This is a genomic window from Streptomyces diastatochromogenes (assembly GCF_002242805.1).
Taxonomy (GTDB): Bacteria; Actinomycetota; Actinomycetes; order Streptomycetales; family Streptomycetaceae; genus Streptomyces; species Streptomyces diastatochromogenes.
Map to the genome: position 1 here is coordinate 1 of NZ_MCGQ01000163.1, position 9,214 is coordinate 9,214.

8 protein-coding genes and 2 pseudogenes are annotated in these 9,214 nt (G+C 68.1%); 4 read left to right on the forward strand and 6 right to left on the reverse strand.

Annotated elements, in window-relative coordinates:
* The 3 genes from BEK98_RS47325 to BEK98_RS47335 all read left to right on the forward strand — a co-directional run.
* Positions 1 to 1,059 (forward strand): sugar ABC transporter ATP-binding protein (locus tag BEK98_RS47325; protein WP_094222962.1); only part of this gene is annotated, 1,059 nt, incomplete at its 5' end.
* A 326-nt stretch (positions 1,060 to 1,385) separates the two neighbouring features.
* Positions 1,386 to 2,105: a GntR family transcriptional regulator gene (locus BEK98_RS47330; protein ID WP_094222963.1), complete on the forward strand. Its 720-nt coding sequence runs from the start codon at positions 1,386 to 1,388 to the stop codon at positions 2,103 to 2,105.
* A gap of 115 nt (positions 2,106 to 2,220) precedes the next feature.
* Positions 2,221 to 2,922 (forward strand): 2-phosphosulfolactate phosphatase, encoded by a 702-nt coding sequence (locus BEK98_RS47335; RefSeq protein ID WP_094222964.1) that lies wholly within the window; start codon positions 2,221 to 2,223, stop codon positions 2,920 to 2,922.
* Positions 2,923 to 2,991: 69 nt separating this feature from the next.
* Here BEK98_RS47335 and BEK98_RS47340 read toward each other — a convergent pair whose 3' ends face one another.
* The 4 genes and pseudogenes from BEK98_RS47340 to BEK98_RS49445 all read right to left on the reverse strand — a co-directional run bounded on the left by BEK98_RS47340 (position 2,992) and on the right by BEK98_RS49445 (position 5,456).
* Positions 2,992 to 4,350 carry an FAD-dependent oxidoreductase gene (locus BEK98_RS47340; protein ID WP_094222965.1) on the reverse strand — a complete coding sequence of 453 codons (1,359 nt, stop codon included), beginning with the start codon at positions 4,348 to 4,350 and terminating at the stop codon, positions 2,992 to 2,994.
* Positions 4,351 to 4,516: 166 nt separating this feature from the next.
* Entirely contained in the window at positions 4,517 to 4,918 is a 402-nt protein-coding gene (locus BEK98_RS47345) for a DUF3592 domain-containing protein (RefSeq protein ID WP_167444468.1), read from the reverse strand.
* Positions 4,919 to 5,090: 172 nt separating this feature from the next.
* Positions 5,091 to 5,195 (reverse strand): annotated as a pseudogene (locus BEK98_RS51555) (IS5/IS1182 family transposase); the annotation flags it as partial.
* Between the two features lie 163 nt (positions 5,196 to 5,358).
* Positions 5,359 to 5,456: pseudogene (locus tag BEK98_RS49445) on the reverse strand.
* 150 nt (positions 5,457 to 5,606) lie between these two features.
* Between BEK98_RS49445 and BEK98_RS47355 the strand changes: the two are divergent.
* Positions 5,607 to 7,220 carry a phospholipase D-like domain-containing protein gene (locus BEK98_RS47355; RefSeq protein WP_094222967.1) on the forward strand — a complete coding sequence of 538 codons (1,614 nt, stop codon included), beginning with the start codon at positions 5,607 to 5,609 and terminating at the stop codon, positions 7,218 to 7,220.
* Positions 7,221 to 7,325: 105 nt separating this feature from the next.
* On the opposite strand, the gene BEK98_RS47360 is transcribed toward BEK98_RS47355, so the two are convergent.
* Together BEK98_RS47360 and BEK98_RS47365 are read right to left on the reverse strand one after the other, a co-directional pair.
* Positions 7,326 to 8,150 (reverse strand): M55 family metallopeptidase, encoded by an 825-nt coding sequence (locus BEK98_RS47360; RefSeq protein ID WP_094222968.1) that lies wholly within the window; start codon positions 8,148 to 8,150, stop codon positions 7,326 to 7,328.
* Between the two features lie 269 nt (positions 8,151 to 8,419).
* Complete coding sequence (locus BEK98_RS47365) at positions 8,420 to 9,106, reverse strand: alpha/beta fold hydrolase (RefSeq protein WP_094222969.1); 687 nt, start codon at positions 9,104 to 9,106, stop codon at positions 8,420 to 8,422.
* Positions 9,107 to 9,214: the final 108 nt, after the last annotated feature.

The following is a 9,214-nucleotide window of genomic DNA, read 5'->3' on the forward strand; positions in this document are numbered from 1 at the left end:
CTGCTGCTCGACGAGCCGACCGCATCCCTGTCCCCGCAGGAGGCGGAACGCCTCTTCGACGTCGTCCGGCGGCTGACGGCCCGTGACACGTGTGTCGTCTTCGTGAGCCACAAGCTGGAAGAGGTCTTCGCGATCTGCGACACCGTCACCGTGCTGCGCGACGGCAGATCCGTGCTGGAGTCCTCACCGCTCGCCGACCACACCCACGACGACGTCGTGAACCTGATGGTGGGCCGCGCGCACACGGCGACCGAGATGCGGCCCCGCACCCCGGACCGGACGGCCGCCCCGGTCCTCGCGCTCGACGGGATCTCCACCGCCGACGGCCACCAGGACATATCCCTTCAGGTGCGGCCCGGCGAGATCGTCGGTCTCTACGGCCTCGTCGGCGCCGGACGCAGCGAGCTGGTCAAGGCCGTACTGGGCCTCGACCGGGTCACGGGCGGCGAGATCAGGGTGCACGGCGAGCCGGCCCGGATCGCTTCCCCCCGCCAGGCGCTGCACGAGTTCGGCATCGGCTACCTGACCGAGAACCGCAAGGAAGAGGGCGTCTTCCTCGAGCAGCCCATCCACCGGAACATCACGGTCACCGTGTGGAAGAAGCTGGCCAGGGCCCTCGGGTTCGTCTCCGCCGCCGAAGAGCGGAACGTGGCGCAGGACCTGGTCGACCGCCTCGGCATCCGTGTCTCCGGGCTCGAACAGAACGCCGGTGAACTGTCCGGCGGCAACCAGCAGAAGGTGAGTCTGGCGAAATGGCTCGCGGCCGACACCCGGCTGCTGATCGTCGACGAGCCGACCGTGGGCGTCGATGTGCGCACCAAGCACGGCTTCCACGAACTCCTCTCGGAGCTGGCCCGCGGAGGTCTGCCGATCCTGCTGATCAGCAGCGACCTCACCGAGATGATCACACTGGCGGACCGTGTCCTCGTCATGGCCGACCATCGCATCCGCGGCGAGGTCGACAACGATCGCGACTATGAACGGATGAGCGGCCGGATCATCCGCATCATCCACGACCGTGCGCTCTCGGCGGTGACCGCGGAAAAGGAAGCGGAATGAAGCGCGTGGCACAGGTGGTCCGGATCCGCCCGGAGCAGCTGGAGAAGTACCGGCAGTTGCACCGTGCGGCCGCATGGCCGCCGACGAGGCGACGCAGGCCTGGTATGAGCGTCGCGCCGCTCGTCGACGCCCACCACCATGTGTGGAACCTGGCCGTGCGGGACCAGGAGTGGATCACGGGGCCTGACGCCTCCGACTCCTGCGGCGCACGATCCCCCATCGCGCGCCCCTTCCTCAGCCCATACACAGAGCCGCCGGGCAACGCCCTCACCTCGGTAAACTGCTCTCGTCCTGACAATCGCGGAGCAGCAGGAGCAGGAGAACGGATGCCACCGCATGACAGTTCCTCTGCCAGGGCCCCGGAGCCCGAAGGAAGAGGCCAATCTGCCGGTCCTGCTCGACAGGTCCTTTCGGACAGCGTCTACGAGCAGATCAAGGCCATGGTCATGGACCATGAGATCGCTCCTGGCGCACGCGTGGGGATCGAGGCGCTGTCGCGTGCCCTCGGCGTCTCGCCCACACCCGTCCGTGAGGCGCTGGCCAGGCTGGAGTCCGACGGACTTGTGGTCAAAAGGTCGCTCTCCGGGTACCGGGCGACCGAGTTGCTGACCCGCGAGGGCCTCGAGGAACTCTTCGAAATGCGGCTCCTGCTGGAACCGAGAGCGGCGGCGCTCGCCGCGATCAACGCGACCGAGGAGCAACTCGACGCCATCGAGCGACTTGTGGAGGAGATGCAGACTCATCCGGGGCCGACGGGGCGGTACGCCGATTACCGCGACTTCGCTGCTCTCGACCAGCGCTTTCACGACGCGATCGCGGTCGCCTCGCAACGTCCGCTGCTCGCCGATGCGGTGGAACGGCTCCACTCCCATCTCCATGTCTTTCGACTCAGAAGCGTCAGGAGCGCCGACGACCCGACGCTCGCGGAACACGAACGTGTCGTACGCGCGATACTGCGCCGCAAGCCCGACCGCGCCGCGGAAGCCATGGCGGAGCACCTTACCCGCAGCCTGCAGCGCCAGCTCAGCCAGGACCCGAAGTCCTGAGCGGCGTCGCGGAGGTCATCCGGCCCCACGGCCGTGTGGCTTGTGTCCGCAGAGGCCGTGTGACGCGTAGCACTCTCTGGGTGCTTCGGGTCGGGCTTGCACGATCATGATCCGAATGGACGCTCGTTTTCTTGGCATCGCTGAGCTGGTCGAGGCCCCCTCCGTGGCGGTCGTAGTCGACGTCATGCGTGCATTCACCGTGGCTGCCTGGGCCTTTGCCCAGGGCGCGGAAAAGATCGTTCTTGCTGAGTCGCTGGACGAGGCTCTGGCGCTCAAGGCTCGCCGCCCGGATTGGGTGGCGCTCAAAGACGGTCCGCCCGCGCCAGGGTTCGACACCGTCAACTCGCCGGGCCTGCTGCGGTCTATCGACCTTGGCGGACGGACCGTTGTGCAGAAAACCACGGCAGGGACGGTCGGCGCCCTTGCGGTCAAGGAGGCGTCGCTGGTGCTGTGCGCCAGCTTCGTGGTGGCGGAGGCAACTGCCCGGCTCTTGCGGACGCGCAAGAGTGACAGTGTCACGTTCGTCGTCACTGGCGAAGATGGACAGGCCGATGAAGACCTGGCGTGCGCTCAATACATCGCTCGGAGGGCCGCAGGGGACGGGGCGGATGCTGCCAGGTTCCTCCGCCGCGCTGCCGAGTCGCGCGCCGCCGCCGAGCTTGCGGAGGGTGTGCGTCAGGGAGTCCATCCTGATGACGTTGCACTCTGTCTTGAGCTCGACCGGTTTCCCTTTGGCATGGTGGCGGCGTTGGAAGACTCGCTCATGGTCCTGCGTCCGTGCGCCGTGCCTTCGCTGGCCGACGACGCCTCGATCTGATAGGCGAGAGCCACCACCCGGACGAGCGGGTCCGGGTGAAGCCGTTCTCTCAACTCGACAGCAAGTCAGTTACTTGCGTGGCTGGTTTTGGGTTGGTGTGGTGGTGAGGACCTTCAGTGCCACGGTGGGGTGGAACAGCAGGGCAGGGGAGGCGACCATGTTCACCACCCGTACGAACTTCGCCCATACGGCTGCGTCTTTGACTGCCGCGTGGAAGAGGCGTGTGTTGTACCAGTGGGCGAAGCGCGCGGCCAGGGGCCGGCGGCCGGGGTTCCACATGAGGTCGGAGTTGGTGGCGAGTGTCCAGGGGCCGATCAGCAGGCGGCCCAGCTTCTTCTGGAACTGGCCGGCCAGTCCGTCCAGTCGCCGCAGGGTGCTGTGCCGGGCGAGCATCCTGTGCAACTGTTCCGCTTCCATCGCGGCGACGGTCAGGCCCTGGCCGTAGACGGGGTTGAAGACGCAGACGGCGTCGCCGAGGGCGATGAGCCGGTCGGGCCAGTGTCTGACGGCGTGGTAGGGCCGCCACTGGTTGTCGACGTTGGTGTAGCGATAGGTGGGTTCCTGGACGGTGCGTCGGCCGATCTGCTGGGCCAGGCGGGGGTTGTCGAGGCTTTCGGCGAAGGCGAGGTAGCCCTCGTCGTCGGTGGGCGGCTGGTCCTGGAAGGCGAACAGTGAGCAGGTCCACCGGTTGCGTTCGACGGCGAGGAGGGCTCCGGCCCGGGGCACGCGGGGGGCGAACAGCATCTGGTAGGCGAGGTAGAAGTCCGGATGGGCGGGGTGGCTCTCCTCTGGCCGGTCGAAGTTCATCGACGTGTACGTGACCTTCGCCTTCACGGTCCGTTTCGGCGGCACGGTGATCCCCATGGTGTGCAGCCAGTCGGGCAGCGCGCTGGAGCGTCCGGAGGCGTCGACCACCAGGTCGGCAGGGATGTCGAAGGGGTCGGCGCCGAACGGTCGGCACGTCACCCCGTTCACCCGGCCGGAGGCATCCCGGGTCAGGCCCGTACACGGGGTGGACGGCATGAGGGTGACCTCGGGGAGTGCGAGCACCTTGCGCCGAAGGCGGCGTTCGAGTTCGTCGCGGGTGAAGGTCTGGATCCGGACGCCGGTGCGTTTGCGAGGTGCGAGTCCGACGGGCAGCAGGAAGTCGATGCCTTCCCCGTAGTCGAAGACCGGTGCGCCCGCGTCTTCCAGTTCTTTGCGCAGTCCGGGGAAAAGCCGCTCCAGGATTTCTCCGCCCTTGGCCAGCATGGCGTGCGCGTGGTAGCCCTGCGGGGCGCCGGGATGGGTGCCGGTGTCCTCGTCGACGGCGTCCCGTTCCATCAGGACGACCTCTGTGAAGAAGTCAGCCAGAACGCGCGCGGTCACGAGGCCTGCGAAGCTGCCACCGATGACAACGGCCTTGCCCCAAGGGCGATCTGCTCTCATGTCGTCTCCTGTGTCTGACCGGATCCGAGCGTCCATGCAGGTCAACGACTCTGCGTAGCGGCCCGACACGGGGCTTGGGAAGCACTCGGGGAGCGCGTTGAGCATGCCGCGCCGGCTCGTCTCCCGGCAGTGGATCCGTCAGAGGGAACGAGGAGGGAGAACAAGCTCAGCGCGTGAGCACGACCCCAACTGCCACGCCGAGGAAGAGCATGGCTCCGGCGAACAGGCCGACGATCAGAGACAGGCGGTGCTTCCGAGTGAATACCCTTGCGCTTTCCGGGCTTTCGGGCAGGTAGACGACCGGCACATGGGTTCCGAGGGCCAGCCCCAGCCCCAGACCCGTCGCGACGGGCCGGAACCTGACGTGCCGGCCCTGCCGGTCGGTGAACTCGATGACGGGCGTCGAACCATCGTCCCCCGGCCGATGCTCCTGATCCACCACCACCCCCTCGGCGTGCACCCCGTAGCGGTTCAGCCGCATTTGCAGCCGGGCCTCCCGCGCACCGGCCCACAGACTCCCCAGGCCCGCCAATACGGCCAGCCCGATACCGATCGTTTCACCCGTCATCCGTCCCCTGCTCTCCATCGCGCAGGCCCCGCCCGGCACGGACCGCGCATCAGGAGGACGCGGCACGCAGCCCGATGGTTCACGAAGGTGCCCGGGTACGCCGGCTCCTCGGGCATACGTGGTCGTGGCCGGGGCCATGAAGGGCCGCCCGCGCTCCCTGAAGCCGAGGTCATCACCGGAGCCACAGCCTGATCGCGGCGAGGGTGACCGTCCCGTGAAAGACGTGAGCCCGCTTGTCGAAGCGCATCGCCCCGGCCCGGTCGATCTTCAGCTTGTTGATCGGAGTGACCAGCAGGGCCGGGGGTGCAGCCCGCCGTCACCGGCCAGGTGAATCTTCGTGCTGAGCCCGCCACGTGATCGGCCGAGGGCTTCATCGGGACGGTGCTAGAGCGAGGCCCCGCCCTGGAGTCTGAAGGAGACGGGCGCGTCCGGAAACGTACTGGCGGAGAGGGCAGGATTCGAACCTGCGTGGGCCTTGTGGGGCCCGACCTTGAGGCGTGCTCGCTGGTCCCCGATCAACCACTCCGGGCACCTCTCCCTGTTCCCGGCCTCGGGGTGTCCCGCGCCGTTCACGTGAACAACCTTGGCAGGAGCTGCTGACGCCGGCCTGACGTGCCTCTGACGCGGTTGCGGACTGTTGTGGGACTCTGCGGTCAGAGTGGGTTGTACTGCCCGGTAACTTCTGCGGATGATCTTTTCCTCCCGCTTAAACCGTCTGGCGCGCGTCACCCTGATATCCGCCCTCTCCCTGGCCGTGCTGCCCGCCACACCCGCCACCGCCGCCGATTCGGCGACCCCCCATCTCGACGCTGTGGAACGCACCTTGCGCGAGGTCTCGCCCGGCCTCGAAGGGGACGTGTGGGAGCGGACGAGCGGCAACCAGCTCGACGCCCCGGCAGGCGACCTCGCCGGCTGGCTGCTCCAGACGCCCGGCTGCTGGGGCGACGCCGACTGCAAGGACCGCGCCGGCACCAAGCGGCTGCTGGCCAAGATGACCGAGAACATTGGCCGGGCGACGCGGACCGTCGACATCTCCAGCCTCGCGCCCTTCCCGGACGGCGCCTTCCAGGACGCCATCGTCGCGGGCCTGAAGTCCTCCGTGGCTTCCGGGCACAAGCTCAAGGTCCGGGTCCTCGTCGGGGCCGCACCCGTCTACCACATGAACGTGCTGCCCTCGAAGTACCGGGACGACCTGCGCGGCAAGCTCGGCCCGGCGGCCGACGCCATCACGCTCGACGTCGCGTCGATGACCACGTCGAAGACGGCCTTCTCGTGGAACCACTCCAAGCTCCTGGTCGTCGACGGCGAGTCAGCCATCACCGGCGGCATCAACAACTGGAAGGGCGACTATCTCGACACCGCCCACCCGGTCACCGACGTGGACCTCGCCCTGACCGGTCCCGCCGCCGGCACAGCCGGCCGGTACCTGGACCAGCTGTGGACCTGGACCTGCCGCAACAAGAACAACATCGCGAGCGTCTGGTACGCCGCCTCGGGCAGCACGGACTGCATGGCAACCATGGAACGGGACACAAACCCGCGTGCCGTCCCGGCCACCGGCGACGTCCCGGTGATCGCCGTCGGCGGGCTCGGCGTGGGCATCGAGGACGCCGATCCCACCTCCAGCTGGCATCCGGACCTGCCGGACACATCCGGCACCCGGTGCGTGGTCGGGCTGCACGACAACACCAACGGGGACCGCGACTACGACACGGTCAACCCCGAGGAGAGCGCCCTGCGTTCACTGATCTCCAGCGCGACCAGCCACATCGAGATCTCGCAGCAGGACCTCAACGCGACCTGCCCGCCGCTGCCCCGGTACGACACCCGCGTCTACGACGCCCTCGCCGCAAAGCTCGCCGCCGGCGTCAAGGTACGCATCGTCGTCAGCGACCCCGCCAACCGGGGCGCCGTCGGCAGTGGCGGCTACTCCCAGATCAAGTCCCTCTCCGAGATCAGCGACGTACTGCGCAGCAGGCTCGCCCGCATCACCGGCGACGAGCACAGCGCCACCACGGCGCTCTGCTCCAACCTGCAGCTCGCGCCCTTCCGTAGCTCCCCGAGCGCGAAGTGGGCCGACGGGCACCCCTACGCCCAGCACCACAAGCTGGTCTCGGTCGACGGCTCGGCGTTCTACATCGGCTCGAAGAACCTGTACCCCGCGTGGTTGCAGGACTTCGGATACATCGTCGAGAGCCCGCACGCCGCCCAGCAGCTCGACGCCCAGCTGCTGAGCCCGCAGTGGACCTATTCCAAGGAGTCCGCCACGGTCGACTACGAGCGGGGGCTCTGCCAGATCTGAAGTCCCTCTGCCCGCAAGGGAGTCCGCGGACAAGAGACGCCCCCCCCCGGCCGGGAACGAGTAGGTCCGAGCCCGTCGGCCAGGACTCGCCCGGATACGCGCGAGCTACTCCGCGATGCCTCTGGTGAGCAGGACGACGGTGACGAAGGTGCGGTACAGGCGGACCGGGTCGTCGGCGCGTACGTGGACGGTGAGTTCGTCCTCGCGGACCACGCCGTTGATCCAGGTCGCCATCTCGGCCAGGTCGGCGTTGCGGAAGCGGACGGTCAGGGTCGCGGGCAGGCCGATCGCGGGCAGTCGGGCGTCCGCCAGCCCCCGCACCGCGGCACTGGCGTTCTGCGCGATCACCTCGCGGGCCTCCTCCGGGTGCAGGCTGTCGGCGGCGAAGCGGGAGACCGAGTTCTTCACCACCGCCGCCCGGATGCCGGGGCAGAACGGCTCGATCTGCGCGGCGGTGACGTCGTCGCCGGTGATCAGCACGACCGGTACCCGGTGTCCGAGCGCGACGAGGGCGTTGATCCCGGCTTCCCCGGTCGGCACGCCGTTCAGCCGGACCTCGGCGATCGCACGCGGGTTGTAGGTGTGCGACAGCGTGGCCGGGGCGCCGGACATGGAGCCGTGGTACGAGACGAAGAAGACCGCGTCGAACGACGCGTCGAGCCCCTGCATCATGTACAGCGGCTTGTGCCGTCCGGACAGGTACCGTGCCCGGCGCGCCAGGCGGTCCGGCCGCAGGTTGGACATCGCCGAGTGCGAGTCGTTGACCAGGAACTCCCGCGCGCCGGCTGCCGCCGCGCCCTCGATCGCCGCGTTGACTTCCTGCTGCAGCAGTTCCCGGTAGTGGCCGTACTCGGAGCCCGACGGCCGGCACTGGTCCCAGTCGACGACCCCCGCGGTGCCCTCCATGTCCGACGAGATGAAGACCCTCATCCGTGTGCTCCCCTCAACAGCCGCCATCGGTCCGGGCGTTCAGGACCGGATCATCGCCTGTGGCTGGGTGAGTTCGGTAGTCGGCGCCCGCGTGCTTCCGGGCGGTGCCGGTGCCGTGGGGATGGCCAGCGTGCACGCTGGGCGGCGTTCCTGGCCCATACGGACAGGTACTGAGCTTGAAAGCGTGATGTCGTGGCAAGGAGGCGGCCCGGTCGGTCCGGGGCCGCCTCCTTGCGTGTTGCGCTGCGGCCGGTCGTTGTCGACTTGGCCTAGGCGTTGAGGGACTTCGCGGCCTCACGGATCACATCGAGGACGAAGTCAGGATGCGAGAGCATGGGAACGTGGCTGCTGTCCACGGGGCGGATATGGGCGCCCATGCGCTCGGCGGCGGACCGCTCCAGGTCGGGGGGCACGGTGCGGTCGTTGTTGGCGACGATGAACCAGCTTGGCTTCGTCCGCCAGGCGGTGCCGGGAACCTGCTGGTTGAACAGGTCCGCCACTGGCACAGCGCCCGTCGCCAGGACGAGCTTCTGCTCCGCTTCCGGGAGGTCGCCGCAGAAGTGCGGGACGCCCGAGGGCTTGAGCCATACGCGGCCGTCAGTGACGTCCACGTGCTCGAAGATGGGCGTGCGGGGGTATTTGTCCAGCTGTTCCTGCGACGTCTCGTCCTCGTCCGGGGCGAGCGCGGCGATGTACACGAGAGCGCCGACGCGGTCGTGGGTGCCCGCTTTGGTGATCAGGGTCCCACCGTAGGAGTGACCGACCAGCACGATCGGGCCGGGGACGTGGTTGAGCGTGAAGTTGACGCACGCGACGTCGCTTTCGAGCGAGTCGAGGCCGTGCTGTGAGGCGAAAACCTCGTGCCCTTCAGCCTGGAGCGTGGGGATGAGCTTGTTGAAGCACGACCCATCCGCCCAGAGTCCGTGGGCGAAGACAATGCTGGGCTTGCCCGCCATGGCATTTCCTCCTATAGGGAGATCAAATATGCAACATTGCACCATACTGCGCGTTCAGTCCCTATTTTTTGCGTGATGGCCAGGCGTGTCGCCCCATCCCAGTCGTTG

What these genes read in the sequence shown, in the direction of transcription:
- BEK98_RS47330 (WP_094222963.1), top strand. Translation starts at nt 1,386, where the DNA reads ATGCCACCGCATGACAGTTCCTCTGCCAGGGCCCCGGAGCCCGAAGGA.
- BEK98_RS47335 (WP_094222964.1), top strand. Translation starts at nt 2,221, where the DNA reads ATGGACGCTCGTTTTCTTGGCATCGCTGAGCTGGTCGAGGCCCCCTCC.
- BEK98_RS47340 (WP_094222965.1), bottom strand. Translation starts at nt 4,350, where the DNA reads ATGAGAGCAGATCGCCCTTGGGGCAAGGCCGTTGTCATCGGTGGCAGC.
- BEK98_RS47345 (WP_167444468.1), bottom strand. Translation starts at nt 4,918, where the DNA reads ATGACGGGTGAAACGATCGGTATCGGGCTGGCCGTATTGGCGGGCCTG.
- BEK98_RS47355 (WP_094222967.1), top strand. Translation starts at nt 5,607, where the DNA reads ATGATCTTTTCCTCCCGCTTAAACCGTCTGGCGCGCGTCACCCTGATA.
- BEK98_RS47360 (WP_094222968.1), bottom strand. Translation starts at nt 8,150, where the DNA reads ATGAGGGTCTTCATCTCGTCGGACATGGAGGGCACCGCGGGGGTCGTC.
- BEK98_RS47365 (WP_094222969.1), bottom strand. Translation starts at nt 9,106, where the DNA reads ATGGCGGGCAAGCCCAGCATTGTCTTCGCCCACGGACTCTGGGCGGAT.